This is a genomic window from Pseudomonas ceruminis (genome assembly GCF_021602025.1).
Classification (GTDB): domain Bacteria; phylum Pseudomonadota; class Gammaproteobacteria; order Pseudomonadales; family Pseudomonadaceae; genus Aquipseudomonas; species Aquipseudomonas ceruminis.
This window is the reverse complement of the sequence record NZ_BQHW01000012.1, coordinates 116,561-133,488: the sequence shown is the minus strand read 5'-3', so window position 1 is coordinate 133,488 and position 16,928 is coordinate 116,561. Positions and strand designations below refer to the sequence as shown.

Genomic DNA, 16,928 nt, shown 5'->3' with positions numbered 1-16,928 from the left:
GACCATGGCACGACTGAAAGAGATTTACCGGAACGAAATCGCTCCTAAGCTTAAGGAAGAACTTAAGCTGTCGAACGTGATGGAAGTTCCGCGCGTTACCAAGATCACCCTGAACATGGGTCTGGGCGAAGCGATCGGTGACAAGAAAGTCATCGAGCACGCTGTTGCCGACCTGGAGAAGATCACCGGTCAAAAGCCGGTTGTGACCTTCGCTCGTAAATCCATCGCGGGCTTCAAAGTCCGTGAAGGATGGCCGATCGGCGTCAAGGTGACCCTGCGTCGCGAAAAAATGTACGAGTTCCTGGACCGCCTGCTGGCGATCTCCCTGCCTCGGGTCCGCGACTTCCGCGGCCTGAATGCCAAGTCCTTCGATGGTCGTGGCAACTACAGCATGGGCGTGAAAGAGCAGATCATCTTCCCGGAAATCGATTACGACAAGATCGATGCTCTGCGCGGTTTGGACATCACCCTGACCACCACTGCTCGTTCGGATGACGAAGGCCGCGCTCTGCTGCGTGCATTCAAATTCCCGTTCCGCAACTGATTGGAGTAGGAAAATGGCCAAGAAGAGCATGAAAAACCGCGAGCTGAAGCGTCAGCTCACGGTAGCCAAGTTCGCCAAAAAGCGTGCTGAGCTGAAAGCGACCATCGTCAACCTGAACGCCTCTCCTGAAGAGCGTTTCGCTGCCGTTGTCGCTCTGCAGAAGCAGCCACGTGATGCCAGCGCTGCGCGTCTGCGCAATCGTTGCCGCCTGACCGGTCGTCCTCACGGTGTATACCGTAAGTTCGGCCTGGGCCGTAACATGCTGCGTCAAGCTGCAATGCGCGGTGACGTACCAGGTCTGGTCAAGGCCTCCTGGTAATCGCTGCAGGTGTGATCCCGGCGCGAGGGGAGTAATCTTCCGACCGCCGGTGACCTCGCCGAGAAACAAGCCCCTATATGGGGCTTGTTTCGTTTCTGCCTTGTGTCTAGAATGACCGGCTCACCTGAGCCTGGGTTTTTTGACCCTGCCCGTTCAGGTGGTTGTGATAGCCGCAAGGCTAATAATTCTTGTATCAGGAGCATCTAGCCCATGAGTATGCAGGACCCGTTAGCGGACATGCTAACTCGCATCCGTAATGCCCAGATGGCTGAAAAGTCCGTCGTAAGCATGCCTTCCTCCACCCTGAAGGTCGCGGTTGCCAAAGTTCTGAAAGACGAAGGTTACATCGCTGGCTACCAGGTTACTGGTGAGGCCAAGCCGTCCCTGTCGATCGAACTGAAGTACTTCGAAGGCCGTCCGGTCATCGAGGAACTGAAGCGCTCCAGCCGTCCAGGCCTGCGCCAGTACAAGTCCGTCGCAGACCTGCCGAAAGTTCGTGGCGGCCTGGGCGTGTCTATCGTCTCCACCAACAAAGGTGTGATGACTGACCGCGCTGCGCGCGCTGCCGGTGTCGGCGGCGAAGTTCTGTGCACAGTGTTCTAAGGGGAGATAGGCATGTCTCGCGTCGCTAAGAACCCCGTTAAGCTGCCAGCTGGTGTCGAAGTCAAATTCGCCGGTCAGCAGCTTTCGGTGAAGGGTGCCAAAGGCACTCTCGAACTGAACGTTCACTCGTCTGTTGAAGTTACCGAAGAGTCCGGCGAACTGCGTTTCGTCGCTCGCAACGGTGATCAGCAAGCTCGCGCCATGGCCGGTACTACCCGTGCTCTGGTCAACAACATGGTCCAAGGCGTAAGCCAAGGCTTCGAGCGCAAGCTCCAGCTGGTCGGTGTTGGTTACAAGGCACAGGCTAAAGGCACCGTCCTGAACCTGGCTCTGGGCTTCTCGCATCCAGTGGACTACGAACTGCCAGCCGGTATCACTGCTGAAACTCCTAGCCAAACCGACATCCTGATCAAGGGTATCGACAAGCAGCTAGTAGGTCAGGTGGCCGCTGAAATCCGCGACTTCCGTCCGCCAGAGCCTTACAAAGGCAAGGGTGTGCGTTACGCGGACGAAGTAGTCCGTCGTAAAGAAGCCAAGAAGAAGTAGGGCCTAGCAAATGACCGACAAAAAAGTTACTCGACTGCGTCGCGCTCGCAAAGCACGCCTCAAGATGCACGAACTCGAAGTCGTGCGCCTGTGCGTGTTCCGCTCCTCGCAGCACATCTATGCCCAGGTCATTTCGGCCGACGGCAGCAAGGTTCTGGCAAGCGCCTCGACCTTGGACAAAGAACTGCGTGATGGCGCCACTGGCAACATCGACGCGGCCACTAAGGTTGGCAAGCTGGTAGCTGAGCGTGCGAAAGCCGCCGGTGTATCTCAAGTTGCCTTTGACCGTTCCGGCTTCAAGTACCATGGCCGCGTCAAAGCGCTGGCTGATGCTGCTCGTGAAGGCGGGCTGGAGTTCTAAGTTATGGCAAATAACGATCAAAAGCGCGACGAAGGCTACATCGAGAAGCTGGTTCAAGTTAACCGCGTAGCTAAAACCGTTAAAGGCGGCCGTATCTTCACCTTCACCGCGCTGACCGTGGTAGGTGATGGCAAGGGTCGCGTCGGCTTCGGCCGTGGCAAATCGCGCGAAGTACCTGCTGCGATCCAAAAAGCCATGGAAGCTGCTCGTCGCAACATGATCCAGGTTGACCTGAAAGGCACCACCCTGCAGTACGCCACCAAGGCCGCCCACGGCGCCTCGAAGGTTTACATGCAGCCTGCCTCGGAAGGTACCGGTATCATCGCCGGCGGCGCCATGCGTGCTGTCCTGGAAGTTGCTGGTGTTCAGAACGTCCTGGCCAAGTGCTACGGTTCGACCAACCCAGTGAACGTGGTTTACGCCACCTTCAAGGGTCTGAAAGCCATGCAATCTCCTGAGTCCATTGCTGCCAAGCGCGGCAAGAGCGTTGAGGAGATCTTCTGATCATGGCAACCGTAAAAGTAACGCTGATCAAGAGCGTCTCGGGCCGTATCCCTAACCACAAACTGTGCGTTAAAGGTCTGGGTCTGCGTCGCATCGGTCACACTGTAGAAGTCCAGGATACTCCCGAGAACCGCGGGATGATCAACAAGGCTTACTACATGCTGCGCGTCGAGGGTTAATCGATGAAACTCAATGATCTGAGTCCAGCGCCGGGTTCCCGTCGCGAAAAGCATCGTCCGGGTCGTGGTATCGGTAGCGGTCTGGGTAAGACCGGTGGCCGTGGTCACAAAGGTCAGACCTCCCGTTCGGGTGGTTCGATCGCTCCGGGCTTCGAAGGCGGTCAACAGCCGCTGCACCGTCGCCTGCCGAAGTTCGGCTTCGTTTCCCTGAAAGCCATGGACCGCGCAGAAGTGCGTCTGTCCGAGCTGGCCAAAGTGGAAGGCGACGTGATCTCCGTGCAATCCCTGAAGGATGCCAACGTGATCAACCAGAACGTTCAGCGTGTGAAAATCATGCTGTCTGGCGAAGTCACTCGCGCAGTCACCATCAAGGGTATCGCAGCCACCAAGGGTGCGCGTGCGGCTATCGAAGCAGCTGGCGGCAAGTTCGAGGAATAAATGGCTAAGCAAGGTGCTCTCTCTTCGCTCGGTAAGGGCGGGATGTCGGAACTCTGGGCTCGTCTGCGCTTTCTGTTCATGGCGATCATCGTCTATCGGATAGGTGCGCATATCCCGGTTCCAGGCATCAATCCGGACCGTCTGGCGGATCTGTTTCGGCAGAATGAGGGGACCATTCTTAGCTTGTTCAACATGTTTTCCGGTGGTGCGCTCGAACGCATGAGCATCTTTGCACTGGGGATCATGCCGTACATCTCGGCATCGATCATCATGCAGCTGATGACAGCGGTCAGCCCGCAACTGGAGCAGTTGAAGAAGGAAGGTGAAGCTGGCCGTCGCAAGATCAGCCAGTACACCCGCTACGGCACCGTTATCCTGGCGCTGGTCCAAGCCATTGGCATGTCCATTGGCCTGGCCAACCAGGGCGTGGCGTTTTCTGTCGGCCTGGGCTTCCATGTCGTCGCGGTATCCACATTTGTGGCCGGCGCGATGTTCATGATGTGGCTGGGCGAGCAGATCACCGAGCGCGGTGTGGGCAACGGTATCTCGATGTTGATCTTCGCAGGTATCGTTGCCGGTCTTCCGAGAGCAATCGGGCAGTCTTTCGAGTCTGCACGCACAGGCGATATCAACATTTTCGCCCTGGTCGCTATCGGTTTGCTGGCAGTAGCGATTATCGGTTTTGTGGTGTTCATTGAGCGTGGTCAGCGTCGTATCGCCGTTCACTACGCCAAGCGTCAGCAGGGCCGCAAGGTCTTCGCTGCGCAGACCAGCCACTTGCCGCTTAAGGTGAACATGGCAGGGGTAATCCCGGCCATTTTCGCGAGCAGCATTCTGCTGTTCCCGGCTTCGCTGGGTGCCTGGTTCGGTCAGTCCGAAGGTATGGGCTGGCTGCAGGACATCTCGCAGTCGATCGCTCCTGGTCAGCCGTTGAACATTCTGCTGTTTAGTGCAGGGATCATTTTCTTCTGCTTCTTCTACACGGCGCTGATGTTCAACCCGAAAGACGTAGCGGAAAACCTGAAGAAGTCCGGTGCCTTTATTCCGGGTATCCGTCCTGGTGAGCAGTCGGCACGCTACATTGATGGCGTTCTGACTCGTCTGACCATGTTCGGTGCTCTTTACATGATGGCCGTCTGCCTTCTGCCCCAGTTCCTGGTGGTGGCAGCAAATGTGCCGTTCTACCTTGGCGGGACCTCGTTGCTGATTGTGGTAGTGGTTGTGATGGACTTCATGTCCCAAGTACAATCGCACCTCGTTTCGCACCAGTACGAATCCCTGATGAAGAAAGCCAACCTGAAAGGCTACGGTGGCAGCGGTCTGCTGCGCTGATACGCCCCTAAGGTTCGAGGAGTCGGTAATGAAAGTTCGTGCATCGGTGAAAAAGCTGTGCCGCAACTGCAAGATCATCCGTCGCGAAGGCGTCGTACGAGTGATCTGCAGCGCGGAACCGCGTCACAAACAGCGCCAAGGCTGAGTGTGATCTGCGCTTCAAACCCAGCAGCTAGTGTGCTGCTGGGTTGATTATTCGTTTCTACAGCGATATTATCTCGCGCCCTATTTCTTGGCTTCCGGGGCGTAGGTAGCTGTCAATTGGAGTCCCACTGAATGGCCCGTATTGCAGGCGTCAACATTCCAGATAACAAGCATACTGTTATCTCGCTGACCTACATCTATGGTGTCGGTCGCACAACTGCACAGAAGATCTGTGCAGACGCTGGTGTAAACCCAGCCGCTAAGATCAAGGATCTGAGCGATGAGCAAATCGAAACCCTGCGTGGCGAAGTCGCGAAGTTCACCACCGAAGGTGACCTGCGTCGTGACGTCAACATGAAGATCAAGCGCTTGATGGACCTGGGTTGCTACCGCGGCCTGCGTCATCGTAAAGGTCTGCCGGTTCGCGGTCAGCGCACCAAGACCAACGCACGCACCCGTAAGGGCCCGCGTAAGCCGATCCGCAAGTAATCGCCCAGGAATATAGACATGGCAAAACCTGCTGCTCGTCCTCGTAAGAAAATCAAAAAGACAGTGGTTGATGGCATCGCCCACATCCATGCGTCTTTCAACAACACCATCGTGACCATCACCGACCGTCAGGGCAATGCTTTGTCCTGGGCGACCTCCGGTGGTTCGGGTTTCCGTGGTTCGCGCAAATCCACCCCGTTCGCAGCTCAGATCGCTGCAGAGCGTGCTGGTCAAGCTGCGCTGGAATACGGTCTGAAGAACCTCGACGTTAACGTCAAGGGTCCAGGTCCAGGTCGTGAGTCCGCCGTTCGTGCATTGAACAGCTGTGGCTACAAGATCGCCAGCATCACCGACGTGACGCCAATCCCGCACAACGGGTGCCGTCCGCCGAAGAAGCGCCGCGTGTAATCAGGAGACAGAAGAATGGCACGTTACATTGGTCCAAAATGCAAACTGTCTCGTCGTGAAGGCACTGACCTGTTCCTGAAGAGCGGCGTTCGCGCTCTGGAATCGAAGTGCAACATCGAAGCAGCCCCAGGTATCCACGGCCAGCGCCGTGGCCGTCAGTCCGACTACGGTACCCAGCTGCGCGAGAAACAAAAAGTCCGTCGTATCTACGGTGTTCTGGAGCGTCAGTTCCGCGGTTACTACCAAGCTGCTGCCTCGAAAAAAGGCGCAACTGGTGAGAACCTGCTGCAACTGCTCGAGTGCCGTCTGGATAACGTCGTCTACCGTATGGGCTTCGGCTCGACTCGTTCCGAGTCCCGTCAGCTGGTTTCGCACAAAGCGATCAGCGTCAACGGTAAGACTGTAAACATTCCATCCTACCAAGTTCGTCCGGGTGACGTGGTCGCGGTTCGCGAGAAGTCGTCGAACCAGCTGCGCATTGTTCAAGCCCTTGAACTGTGCGCCCAGCGTGGCCGCGTTGAGTGGGTAGACGTAGATGCTGCTAAAAAGTCGGGCGTTTTCAAGAACGTTCCTGCTCGCGGCGACCTGTCTGCCGACATCAACGAAAACCTGATTGTCGAGCTCTACTCCAAGTAAGGGCTAGAAAATAGGTGCATCCATGCAGATTTCGGTAAATGAGTTCCTGACTCCCCGCCACATTGATGTGCAGGTAGTCAGTCCGACCCGCGCCAAGATCACGCTCGAGCCTCTCGAGCGTGGCTTCGGCCATACCCTGGGCAACGCGCTGCGCCGCATCCTGTTGTCCTCCATGCCTGGCTGTGCAGTAGTCGAGGCCGAGATCGATGGCGTACTCCATGAGTACTCCGCGATCGAAGGTGTACAGGAAGACGTAATTGAAATCCTGTTGAACCTGAAAGGCCTGGCTATCAAACTGCACGGTCGTGACGAAGTTACGCTGACCTTGTCGAAAAAGGGTTCGGGGGTGGTTACCGCTGCCGATATTCAGCTGGATCACGATGTCGAGATCGTCAACCCCGATCACGTAATCGCGAACCTGGCGTCCAACGGCGCCCTGAACATGAAGCTCACTGTAGCTCGTGGTCGCGGTTACGAGCCGGCCGACTCCCGTCAAACTGACGAAGACGAAAGCCGTAGCATTGGCCGTCTGCAGCTGGACGCGTCGTTCAGCCCGGTGCGTCGTATCGCCTATGTGGTCGAGAACGCCCGTGTTGAACAGCGTACCAACCTGGACAAGCTGGTCATTGATCTGGAAACCAACGGCACCCTGGATCCTGAAGAGGCTATCCGCCGCGCTGCGACCATCCTGCAACAGCAGTTGGCCGCGTTCGTCGACCTCAAAGGTGACAGCGAGCCTGTCGTAGTCGAGCAGGAAGACGAGATCGATCCGATCCTGCTACGTCCGGTTGACGACCTGGAACTGACTGTACGTTCGGCCAACTGCCTGAAGGCGGAGAACATCTATTACATCGGCGACCTGATTCAGCGTACCGAAGTAGAGTTGTTGAAGACTCCTAACCTGGGCAAGAAGTCCCTGACTGAAATCAAGGACGTCCTGGCCTCTCGTGGTCTGTCTCTCGGCATGCGCCTCGACAACTGGCCGCCTGCAAGTCTTAAGAAAGACGACAAGGCGACCGCCTGATCGTCGTAATCACCGAACGTAGTGTTTGGTAAGGAATGAATCATGCGTCATCGTAAAAGTGGACGTCACCTGAGCCGTACCAGCTCTCACCGCAAGGCTATGTTCCAGAACATGGCAGTGTCGCTGATCGAGCACGAGCTGATCAAAACCACCCTGCCGAAAGCCAAGGAACTGCGCCGCGTTGCCGAGCCGCTGATCACCCTGGCCAAGGAAGACAGCGTTGCTAACCGTCGTCTGGCCTTCGACCGTACCCGTTCGAAGTCCGCTGTTGGCAAACTGTTCAACGACCTGGGCAAGCGTTACGCCACCCGTCAGGGCGGCTACCTGCGCATCCTGAAGTGCGGTTTCCGCGCTGGCGACAACGCGCCTATGGCGTACGTCGAGCTGGTTGATCGTCCGGTCGGTGGTGCTGTAGAAGCTGCCGAGTAAGACGTTCTGTCTGCTACAAAGAACCGGGCCTAGTGCCCGGTTTTTTGTTTCTACATGTATTGTTTATTTCTATTGATGCAAGTCATGTAATGTATTTGTTCTGTCATCGTTGCTCGTCGATACTCCTATCCAAGCCGATTAGCCGGCAAATCGAGACCGATAAGGAGAGCCCATGAGCAAGATTCTCACCACCGCCAGCGGTGCACCTGTAGCCGATAACCAGAACTCCCGTTCCGCCGGCCCCCGCGGCCCTTTGCTGCTCGATGATTTCCACCTGATCGAGAAGCTCGCCCATTTCAACCGTGAGAACATCCCGGAGCGCCGCGTACACGCCAAGGGCTCGGGCGCTTATGGCACCTTCACGGTTACTCGCGACATCACCCAATACACCAGCGCCAAACTGTTCGAGCAGGTCGGTAAGCAGACCGAGACATTCTTGCGCTTTTCCACGGTGGGTGGCGAGCGTGGCTCGGCCGACACCGAGCGTGACCCGCGCGGTTTCGCGGTCAAGTTCTACACCGAGGAAGGTAACTGGGACATCGTTGGCAACAACACGCCCGTGTTCTTCATCCGCGACCCGCTGAAGTTCCCAGACTTTATCCACACCCAGAAGCGTCATCCGCAGTCGAACCTGAAAAATGCCCAGATGATGTGGGACTTCTGGTCACATTCGCCTGAAGCACTGCACCAGGTCACCATTCTGTTCTCCGACCGGGGTATTCCGGACGGCTACCGCCATATGCACGGCTTCGGCAGCCATACCTACAGCCTGATCAGCGCCAATGGCGAACGCACCTGGGTCAAATGGCATTTCAAAACCCAGCAGGGCATCAAGAACCTGGCCCCTGCCGAGGCTGCGCGCCTTGCCGGTACTGACCCGGACTACGCCCAGCGCGACCTGTTCGAGGCCATTGAGCGTGGCGATTTCCCACGCTGGACTGTGTGCATCCAGGTAATGAGTGAAGCCGAGGCCGCCAGCCGTGTCGAAAACCCCTTCGACGTGACCAAAACCTGGTCGCAGAAGGACTACCCGTTGATTGAGGTTGGCGTGCTGGAGCTCAATCGCAACCCGCTCAACTACTTCGCTGAGGTCGAACAGGCTGCGTTCGGCCCGAGCAACATGGTCCCAGGCGTAGGGTTGTCACCTGACCGCATGCTGCAAGGGCGCGTGTTCGCCTACGCTGACGCTCACCGCTACCGGGTAGGTACCAACCACCAACATTTGCCGGTCAATGCGCCACGCTGCGCGGTCAACAGCTACCAGCGCGATGGTTCGATGGCGAGCGGCAGCTACGGCAGCGCACCGAACTATGAGCCTAACAGCTACGCCGATGCACCCAAGCAGTCGCCTCGCCATGCTGAGCCTGCGCTGGCCTTGAACGGCTCGGCGGACCGCTACGATCACCGTGAGGACAACGACTACTACAGCCACGCAGGCGCGCTGTTCCGTCTGATGAGCCCTGAACAGCAAGCCCTGTTGATCGACAATATTGCCGGCACCATGGCAGGGGTCAGCCAAGAGGTGGTTCAGCGCCAGTTGCAGTACTTCTTCAAAGCCGACCCGGCTTACGGTGAAGGTATTGCCAAGGCCCTGGGCGTGAATCTCGCCTAAGTCGAAGTGATAAGAAGAACCGCCCTCATTTGGGCGGTTTTTCAATGAAAATCACTACTGTTTAACCGATTTTTTGCTTCTAATTGCGCGTTTTTCAGTGACCGCGAGCAAAACCTGGTTCACACTATGTTCCATTAGATGTTTTCACAGGGAGAAGCAGGGCGATGCAAGGTCACCCGGACGTAATCAATTACCTCGTCACGTTGCTGAAGGGCGAACTGGCAGCACGCGACCAGTACTTCATCCACTCGCGGATGTACGAAGACTGGGGCCTGTCCAAGCTCTACGAGCGCATCAACCACGAGATGGAAGAAGAGACGCAGCACGCCGATGCGCTGATGCGCCGTATCCTCATGCTCGAGGGTACCCCCGACATGCGCGCGGATGACCTGGAAGTGGGCAGTACCGTGCCGGAAATGATCGAGGCCGACCTCAAGCTCGAATACAAGGTTCGCGCCGCGCTCTGCAAAGGCATCGAGCTGTGCGAGCTGCACAAGGATTACATCAGCCGCGACATCCTGCGGGCACAGCTGGCCGATACCGAAGAAGACCACACCTACTGGCTGGAAAAGCAGCAGGGTCTGATCAAGGCCATTGGCCTGGAGAACTACCTGCAGTCGCAGATGTAAGTTATCCACAGTCTATGAAAAAGCCCCTGGCACCGTTGGTACCAGGGGCTTTTTCATGCCCAGGGGGTTCAGGCCCGGTCACGCTCCAACAGCGGCTTGAGGTAATGCCCGGTATAGGACTGCTTCATCTTGCTCAGCTCTTCCGGGGTACCGCAGGCAATGATCTGACCACCTTTGGAGCCGCCTTCCGGCCCAAGGTCCACCAACCAGTCCGCAGTCTTGATCACGTCCAGGTTGTGCTCGATCACCACCACAGTGTTGCCGTGGTCACGCAGGCGGTGCAGCACGTCGAGCAACTGCTGGATATCGGCGAAGTGCAGGCCCGTGGTCGGTTCGTCAAGGATATACAGGGTTTTGCCGGTATCGCGCTTGGACAACTCACGCGACAGTTTGACCCGCTGCGCCTCACCGCCGGACAACGTAGTTGCCGACTGCCCCAGCTTGATATACGACAGGCCTACATCCATCAGCGTCTGAAGCTTGCGCGCCAGTGCCGGTACCGCGTCGAAGAACTCGCGGGCATCCTCGATGGTCATTTCCAGGACCTCGTGAATGTTCTTGCCCTTGTACTTGATCTCAAGGGTTTCGCGGTTGTAGCGCTTGCTCTTGCACACATCGCACGGCACATAGATATCCGGCAGGAAGTGCATCTCCACCTTGATCAGGCCGTCACCCTGGCAGGCCTCGCAGCGCCCGCCCTTGACGTTGAACGAGAAGCGCCCTGGGCCATAGCCACGCGAGCGGGATTCCGGCACGCCGGAGAACAGTTCGCGGATCGGCGTGAAAATACCTGTGTAGGTGGCCGGGTTCGAGCGCGGTGTGCGCCCGATCGGGCTCTGGTCGATGTCCACCACCTTGTCCAGGTGCTGCAGGCCGTCCATGCTGCTGTGCGCTGCGGCTTCCAGGCTGCTCGCACCGTTCAGGGCGGTGGCGGCCAGAGGGAACAGCGTGTTGTTGATCAGCGTCGACTTGCCCGAGCCGGATACACCGGTTACGCAGGTGAGCAGGCCGATCGGGATCTCCAGGTCGACGTTCTGCAGGTTGTTGCCACGAGCCCCCTTGAGCTTGAGCTGCAGTTTCTTGTTGCGTGGCGTGCGTTTGGCAGGCACGGCAATCTTCTTGCGCCCGGAGAGGTATTTGCCCGTCAGCGAATCCGGGTGGTCCATGACCTCCTGGGGTGAGCCCTCGGCAACGATCTGGCCACCATGCACACCGGCGCCCGGGCCGATGTCCACCACATAGTCGGCCAGGCGAATGGCGTCTTCGTCGTGCTCGACCACGATTACCGTGTTACCCAGGTCACGTAAGTGGTTGAGGGTGGCCAGGAGACGGTCGTTGTCACGTTGATGAAGACCGATCGACGGTTCGTCGAGGATGTACATCACCCCGACCAGGCCCGCACCAATCTGGCTGGCCAGGCGGATACGTTGTGCCTCGCCACCCGACAGGGTTTCAGCGCTGCGGTCCAGGGTCAGGTAATCGAGGCCGACGTTGACCAGGAACTGCAGGCGTTCGCAGATTTCCTTGAGAATCTTCGCCGCAATCTCGCCGCGGCGACCAGTCAGGGTCAGGTCAGCGAAATAGCCGCTGGCGTCGCCGATCGGCATGTTGGTAACCGCCGGCAAGGTCTTTTCGCCAACCCAGACGTGACGTGCTTCACGGCGCAGGCGGGTGCCGCGGCAGTCGGGGCAGGGCTGGGTCCCGAGGAACTTGGCCAATTCCTCGCGCACTGTGGCCGATTCGGTTTCACGGTAGCGGCGCTCAAGGTTCGGCACGATGCCTTCGAACGGGTGCGAGCGCTTGACGATGTCGCCACGGTCATTGAGGTACTTGAAATCGACGCTCTGCTTGCCGCTGCCCTGCAGGATCACCTTCTGGTGGTCGGCCGACAGCTCGCCGAACGGTTCCTCCAGGCTGAACCCATAATGCGCGGCCAGTGACCCGAGCATCTGGAAGTAATAGACGTTGCGCCGGTCCCAGCCGCGTATCGCACCTTCGGCCAGCGTCAGCTCACTGTTGACCAGGCGCTTGGTGTCGAAAAACTGCTTCACGCCCAAGCCGTCGCAGGTCGGGCAGGCCCCCGCCGGGTTGTTGAAGGAGAACAGCTTGGGTTCCAGCTCGCTGATCGCGTGGCCGCAGACTGGGCAGGCGAAGCGGGCAGAGAAGATCGTTTCTTCGCCTTCCTCGTCGTCCATCGGCGCCACCAAGGCAATACCGTCGGCCAGCTTGAGCGCGGTCTCGAACGATTCGGCCAGGCGCTGCTGCAGGTCGGCGCGGACCTTGAACCGGTCCACCACCACATCGATGCTGTGTTTTTTCTGCTTGTCCAGCTTGGGCAGTTCGTCGAGCTCGTACAGCTTGCCGTTGACCCGGGCCCGCACGAAGCCCTGGGCGCGCAGCTCGTCGAACACCGCCAGGTGCTCCCCCTTGCGCTCACGGATCACCGGGGCCAGCAGCATCAGCTTGCTGCCTTCCGGGCGCTCCAGCACCAGGTCGACCATCTGGCTGATGGTCTGCGCCTCCAGTGGAATGTCATGGTCGGGGCAGCGTGGCGTGCCTACACGGGCGTAGAGCAGGCGCAGGTAGTCGTAGATTTCGGTGATGGTGCCAACCGTCGAACGCGGGTTGTGCGAGGTCGACTTCTGCTCGATGGAAATCGCCGGCGACAGGCCCTCGATGGTGTCCACATCGGGCTTTTCCATCATCGACAGGAACTGCCGGGCGTACGCCGAAAGCGACTCTACATAGCGTCGCTGCCCTTCGGCGTACAAGGTATCGAACGCCAGGGACGACTTGCCGGAACCGGACAGGCCGGTGATCACGATCAGCTTGTCCCGCGGCAGGGTCAGGTCGATGTTCTTCAGGTTGTGGGTTCGTGCCCCACGAATCAGGATCTTGTCCACTGCGGCCTCGCTCGGCGGGCATAAACAAGGAAGTATACGGCGCGCTGCCAGTACGCGGCAAAGCGTCGCGTATATGCCGTCAAGCTGTCGGACTGATAGAATCGCCGCCGGTTCACACGAGATTAATCCATGCACGACACCCACAACGAGCGCATGAGTGGCAGCGAAACCCGCGCCGCAGGCGGCCTGGCCCTGGTCTTTGCCTTTCGTATGCTGGGCATGTTCATGGTCTTGCCGGTGCTGGCCACCTACGGCATGGACCTGGCCGGTGCCACGCCGGCGCTGATTGGCTTGGCCATTGGTGCCTATGGCCTGACCCAGGCTGTCCTGCAGATCCCATTCGGGGTCGTTTCCGACCGCATCGGGCGCCGCCCGGTGATTTACCTAGGGTTGGTCATTTTCGCCCTGGGCAGTGTATTGGCCGCGCAGGCCGATTCCATCTGGGGCGTGATCGCCGGGCGCATCCTGCAGGGCGCCGGGGCGATTTCTGCGGCGGTCATGGCGCTGCTGTCCGACCTCACCCGCGAGCAGCACCGCACCAAGGCCATGGCCATGATCGGCATGAGCATCGGCTTGTCGTTCGCGGTGGCGATGGTCGTCGGCCCGCTGCTGACCAGTGCCTTCGGCTTGTCAGGATTGTTCCTCGCCACGGCAGGACTTGCCCTTGTCGGCATTCTGCTGATTGCCTTTGTGGTGCCCAATACACACAGCACCTTGCAGCACCGCGAATCTGGCGTGGCGCGCCAGGCCCTCGGCCCGACCCTGCGTCATCCGGACCTTCTGCGCCTGGATGTCGGTATCTTCATCCTTCATGCCATCCTCATGGCCAGCTTCGTCGCGCTGCCTTTGGCCTTCGTCGAGCGCGGTGGTTTGCCCAAGGAAGAACACTGGTGGGTGTACCTGACCGCGCTGTTCATCTCATTTTTTGCAATGGTCCCGTTCATCATCTATGGCGAAAAGAAGCGCAAGATGAAACGCGTGTTGGCCGGAGCGGTCAGTGTGTTGCTGCTGGTGGAGGTGTTCTTCTGGCAGTGGGCTGACAACTTGCACGGACTGGTGATTGGCACCGTGGTATTCTTTACTGCATTCAACCTGCTGGAGGCTTCGTTGCCTTCGCTGGTGAGCAAGGTGTCGCCTGCGGGTGGCAAGGGAACGGCGATGGGGGTGTACTCTACCAGCCAGTTCCTGGGTGCCGCTCTGGGGGGAATCCTCGGTGGCTGGTTGTTCCAGCACGGTGGGCTGAACACGGTGTTCCTCGGTTGCGCGGTGCTGTGCGGCGTTTGGCTGGTCGTGGCGTTGCGCATGAACGAACCACCGTATGTGACCAGCCTGCGCATGCCGCTGACGCCTGAGGCGGTCCGGGAAGCCGGGTTGACCGAGCGCCTGCTGGCCGTGCCGGGTGTGACCGACGCCGTAGTGGTGGCTGAAGAAGCTGCCATCTATATCAAACTGGATACGAAAATTTTGGACCGTGCGACCCTCGAGCGTCTGGTGAACCCAGCCTCATCGGCGTGCGAAGCCTAGGAGAACGTTATGGCCCGTGGGGTTAACAAAGTCATTCTGGTCGGCACCTGTGGCCAGGATCCCGAAGTCCGCTACCTGCCCAACGGTAACGCCGTGACCAACCTGAGCCTGGCTACCAGCGAGCAGTGGACCGACAAGCAGTCGGGCCAGAAGGTCGAGCGTACCGAGTGGCACCGTGTGTCGCTGTTCGGCAAGGTTGCCGAAATCGCCGGCGAGTACCTGCGCAAGGGTTCGCAGGTGTACATCGAAGGCAAGCTGCAGACCCGTGAGTGGGAAAAAGACGGTATCAAGCGCTACACCACTGAAATCATCGTCGACATGCAGGGCACCATGCAGCTGCTTGGCAGCCGTCCGCAGAACCAGCAAGGTGGCGGCGACCAGTACAACCAGGGTGGTGGTAATAACTACAACCAGGGTGGCCAGCAGCAATACAACCAGGCCCCGCAACAACGCCAGCAGGCCCCGCGCCCGCAACAGTCCCAGCAGCGCCCAGCGCCGCAACAGCCTGCGCCGCAGCCGGCGGCTGACTTTGACAGCTTTGATGACGATATTCCGTTCTGATCAGAGCGGTAGCGAGTCGCTGCAGTAAAAAACCCAAGGCACCTGCCTTGGGTTTTTTTATGTGCCCCAAAACGATGCCTCCACCACTCAGGCATCTCCCTCCAGCGCTATCTGGGCAAATTGGGTGTCCAGTTCGGGCGTTGCGCCGCTGATGCCGATGCCGCCGATAGGTTGGCCGTTCGTATCCATGATCGGTAAACCACCCCTAAGCAGCGTAATACCCGGCAGTGACGAGTAGGGGTGTGCCGGATGTGCGGCATCTTGTTGTGCGTGCGATGTGGACGAGAGCGGGAAGCGGGCCGAGGTCGAGGCTTTGAGCTGAGCGACCTGTATGCTGCGGGTGCTGGCGCCATCCATGCGATGGAAGTGTTTGAGGTTGCCATGGCTGTCGACAATGCTGATGACAATGGCAAAGCCCTGGGCACGGGCAGCGCGCTCGGCGGCGGCAGCCATTGTGCGAGCCGCTTCGGCCGTGAGTGGCTCAGCCAGTGACGGTGCTGTCAGTAATAGCAAGCCGATGACGAGACCGATACGACGGTAATCCATGACCATGCGAGTACTACCCCCAGGTTTTTTCGCCAACCTAGCAGGGCGTTGGTGTTCATTGATGTAGTCCGTTTCCGAAATTGATGTCCGGCTGTCGGCAGCAGCAGATGCACAGGCCCTTTACAGGGGCGCTTTGAAGATCTTCTCCATGATCCCCATGAAATCCCACGCCAGCTTGGAGCGCTGTTGGTGCCCGGGAAACACCATCGACACCTCAAAAGGGATGGACTGCTCAAGCTTGCGAAAGGTAATCCCCGGGTACTTCGAATACGACGCGGTGAACGGATCACACACGGTCATGCCGAAGCCGCCCGAGACCATGTTGCAGGCGAAGTGCGCCGAGGTGGTGTCGACCGAGCTGGCACCCACCACTGCGCGTGACTCCAGTGCGGCATCGAGGCGGCGCTGCAGAGGGTTGTTGGGGTTCAGCGAGATCAGGCGCTGGCCACGCAGGTCCTCGAGGCTGAGCACCTGCTTTTCGGCCAGCGGATCATCGCTGCGTAGCACGCACACCGCATCCACCTTGGGCATCGGGACCAGTTGCAGGCCCGGGTAATCGCCCGCTGGCACCTGCACAAAGCCGATATCCAGCTGGTTCGCCGAAGTCAGTTCAAGCACGCTCATGGAGTTGCGCACATCCAGTGAGGTTCTCACCCCGGGGCGTTCATGCACGAACCGCCGCGTGCCCTCGGCCACCACGGTCAGGCCCAGCGCACTCATCGAGCCGATGCGTAGAGTGCCGGTACGCAGGGTCATGAGGTCCTCGGCGACCCGCTCGATGCGCTCGATACCCTGGTAGAACTTGTCCACCTCGGCATACAGGAACTGCGCTTCGGTGCTGGGTATCAGGCGATTGCCTTCACGGCGGAACAGGCGTAGCGAAAGGCCCACTTCCAGGTCGCGGATCAGCCGGCTGACCGCAGGCTGAGAGACCCGGAGGCTTTCTGCGGCGATGGTCATGCTGCCCGTGAGCATGACGGTGCGAAAGGCTTCTAGCTGGCGCGGATTGAGTTTCATCTTCGGTCTCGGCGAGGGCGATGCGGGGAGGTAGCGCCGCCAGCATAACATTTTGTTATGTGCGTCCAACCCCTTGCCGTATTGCGATGTTTTCATGACATGCGATGATTTGTTCAGGTGTTGGCAGATAACAATTTGCAACACTTGCAGATGAACGCCGTTAATTAAAACAATAGGGGC

The 16,928-nt window shown here is 58.8% G+C and carries 22 protein-coding genes; 19 read left to right on the top strand and 3 right to left on the bottom strand.

The window, feature by feature from the left end:
* The first annotated feature begins 4 nt into the window (after positions 1-4).
* The 17 genes from rplE to bfr all read left to right on the top strand — a co-directional run bounded on the left by rplE (position 5) and on the right by bfr (position 10,197).
* Positions 5-544 carry a 50S ribosomal protein L5 gene (gene rplE, locus L6D80_RS15775; protein ID WP_012316517.1) on the top strand — a complete coding sequence of 180 codons (540 nt, stop codon included), beginning with the start codon at positions 5-7 and terminating at the stop codon, positions 542-544.
* Between the two features lie 13 nt (positions 545-557).
* The gene (rpsN, locus tag L6D80_RS15770; protein WP_012316516.1) at positions 558-863 is read left to right on the top strand and encodes a 30S ribosomal protein S14; all 306 of its coding nucleotides are present in this window, start codon (positions 558-560) and stop codon (positions 861-863) included.
* A gap of 210 nt (positions 864-1,073) precedes the next feature.
* The gene (gene rpsH / locus L6D80_RS15765) at positions 1,074-1,466 is read left to right on the top strand and encodes a 30S ribosomal protein S8 (protein WP_043210304.1); all 393 of its coding nucleotides are present in this window, start codon (positions 1,074-1,076) and stop codon (positions 1,464-1,466) included.
* Between the two features lie 12 nt (positions 1,467-1,478).
* Positions 1,479-2,012 carry a 50S ribosomal protein L6 gene (gene rplF, locus L6D80_RS15760; protein WP_009681972.1) on the top strand — a complete coding sequence of 178 codons (534 nt, stop codon included), beginning with the start codon at positions 1,479-1,481 and terminating at the stop codon, positions 2,010-2,012.
* A gap of 10 nt (positions 2,013-2,022) precedes the next feature.
* Positions 2,023-2,373, top strand: a complete 351-nt coding sequence (rplR, locus tag L6D80_RS15755; RefSeq protein ID WP_009397496.1) for a 50S ribosomal protein L18 — start codon at positions 2,023-2,025, stop codon at positions 2,371-2,373.
* 3 nt (positions 2,374-2,376) lie between these two features.
* Entirely contained in the window at positions 2,377-2,877 is a 501-nt protein-coding gene (gene rpsE, locus L6D80_RS15750) for a 30S ribosomal protein S5 (protein ID WP_003255465.1), read from the top strand.
* Positions 2,878-2,879: 2 nt separating this feature from the next.
* A complete protein-coding gene (rpmD, locus tag L6D80_RS15745) occupies positions 2,880-3,056 on the top strand; it encodes a 50S ribosomal protein L30 (protein WP_008089798.1) in 177 nt (58 codons plus the stop codon).
* Positions 3,057-3,059: 3 nt separating this feature from the next.
* Entirely contained in the window at positions 3,060-3,494 is a 435-nt protein-coding gene (rplO, locus tag L6D80_RS15740; RefSeq protein WP_008089796.1) for a 50S ribosomal protein L15, read from the top strand.
* The gene (gene secY / locus L6D80_RS15735) at positions 3,495-4,826 is read left to right on the top strand and encodes a preprotein translocase subunit SecY (protein WP_003257108.1); all 1,332 of its coding nucleotides are present in this window, start codon (positions 3,495-3,497) and stop codon (positions 4,824-4,826) included. It abuts the gene before it with no gap.
* Between the two features lie 28 nt (positions 4,827-4,854).
* The gene (gene rpmJ / locus L6D80_RS15730; protein ID WP_002555468.1) at positions 4,855-4,971 is read left to right on the top strand and encodes a 50S ribosomal protein L36; all 117 of its coding nucleotides are present in this window, start codon (positions 4,855-4,857) and stop codon (positions 4,969-4,971) included.
* 131 nt (positions 4,972-5,102) lie between these two features.
* A complete protein-coding gene (rpsM, locus tag L6D80_RS15725; protein ID WP_012316515.1) occupies positions 5,103-5,459 on the top strand; it encodes a 30S ribosomal protein S13 in 357 nt (118 codons plus the stop codon).
* A gap of 18 nt (positions 5,460-5,477) precedes the next feature.
* A complete protein-coding gene (gene rpsK / locus L6D80_RS15720; protein WP_012270237.1) occupies positions 5,478-5,867 on the top strand; it encodes a 30S ribosomal protein S11 in 390 nt (129 codons plus the stop codon).
* A 15-nt stretch (positions 5,868-5,882) separates the two neighbouring features.
* On the top strand, positions 5,883-6,503 hold the full coding sequence (rpsD, locus tag L6D80_RS15715; RefSeq protein WP_008089778.1) for a 30S ribosomal protein S4: 621 nt from the start codon (positions 5,883-5,885) through the stop codon (positions 6,501-6,503).
* Between the two features lie 22 nt (positions 6,504-6,525).
* Positions 6,526-7,527, top strand: a complete 1,002-nt coding sequence (locus L6D80_RS15710; RefSeq protein WP_003255452.1) for a DNA-directed RNA polymerase subunit alpha — start codon at positions 6,526-6,528, stop codon at positions 7,525-7,527.
* A gap of 42 nt (positions 7,528-7,569) precedes the next feature.
* Positions 7,570-7,956, top strand: coding sequence for a 50S ribosomal protein L17 (gene rplQ, locus L6D80_RS15705; protein WP_003255451.1), 387 nt, complete (start codon positions 7,570-7,572; stop codon positions 7,954-7,956).
* Between the two features lie 172 nt (positions 7,957-8,128).
* The gene (locus L6D80_RS15700) at positions 8,129-9,568 is read left to right on the top strand and encodes a catalase (protein WP_176516045.1); all 1,440 of its coding nucleotides are present in this window, start codon (positions 8,129-8,131) and stop codon (positions 9,566-9,568) included.
* Between the two features lie 164 nt (positions 9,569-9,732).
* Complete coding sequence (gene bfr / locus L6D80_RS15695) at positions 9,733-10,197, top strand: bacterioferritin (protein WP_012316512.1); 465 nt, start codon at positions 9,733-9,735, stop codon at positions 10,195-10,197.
* Between the two features lie 68 nt (positions 10,198-10,265).
* On the opposite strand, the gene uvrA is transcribed toward bfr, so the two are convergent.
* Positions 10,266-13,100, bottom strand: a complete 2,835-nt coding sequence (gene uvrA, locus L6D80_RS15690; protein WP_054903435.1) for an excinuclease ABC subunit UvrA — start codon at positions 13,098-13,100, stop codon at positions 10,266-10,268.
* A 129-nt stretch (positions 13,101-13,229) separates the two neighbouring features.
* Here uvrA and L6D80_RS15685 point away from each other — a divergent pair, with 129 nt between their 5' ends.
* Together L6D80_RS15685 and L6D80_RS15680 are read left to right on the top strand one after the other, a co-directional pair.
* A complete protein-coding gene (locus tag L6D80_RS15685; protein WP_054903436.1) occupies positions 13,230-14,624 on the top strand; it encodes an MFS transporter in 1,395 nt (464 codons plus the stop codon).
* A gap of 9 nt (positions 14,625-14,633) precedes the next feature.
* Positions 14,634-15,185, top strand: coding sequence for a single-stranded DNA-binding protein (locus L6D80_RS15680; RefSeq protein WP_176516046.1), 552 nt, complete (start codon positions 14,634-14,636; stop codon positions 15,183-15,185).
* A gap of 87 nt (positions 15,186-15,272) precedes the next feature.
* Here L6D80_RS15680 and L6D80_RS15675 read toward each other — a convergent pair whose 3' ends face one another.
* Positions 15,273-15,731: a GlcG/HbpS family heme-binding protein gene (locus tag L6D80_RS15675; protein WP_223849195.1), complete on the bottom strand. Its 459-nt coding sequence runs from the start codon at positions 15,729-15,731 to the stop codon at positions 15,273-15,275.
* A 120-nt stretch (positions 15,732-15,851) separates the two neighbouring features.
* Positions 15,852-16,748: a LysR substrate-binding domain-containing protein gene (locus L6D80_RS15670; RefSeq protein WP_176516050.1), complete on the bottom strand. Its 897-nt coding sequence runs from the start codon at positions 16,746-16,748 to the stop codon at positions 15,852-15,854.
* Positions 16,749-16,928: the final 180 nt, after the last annotated feature.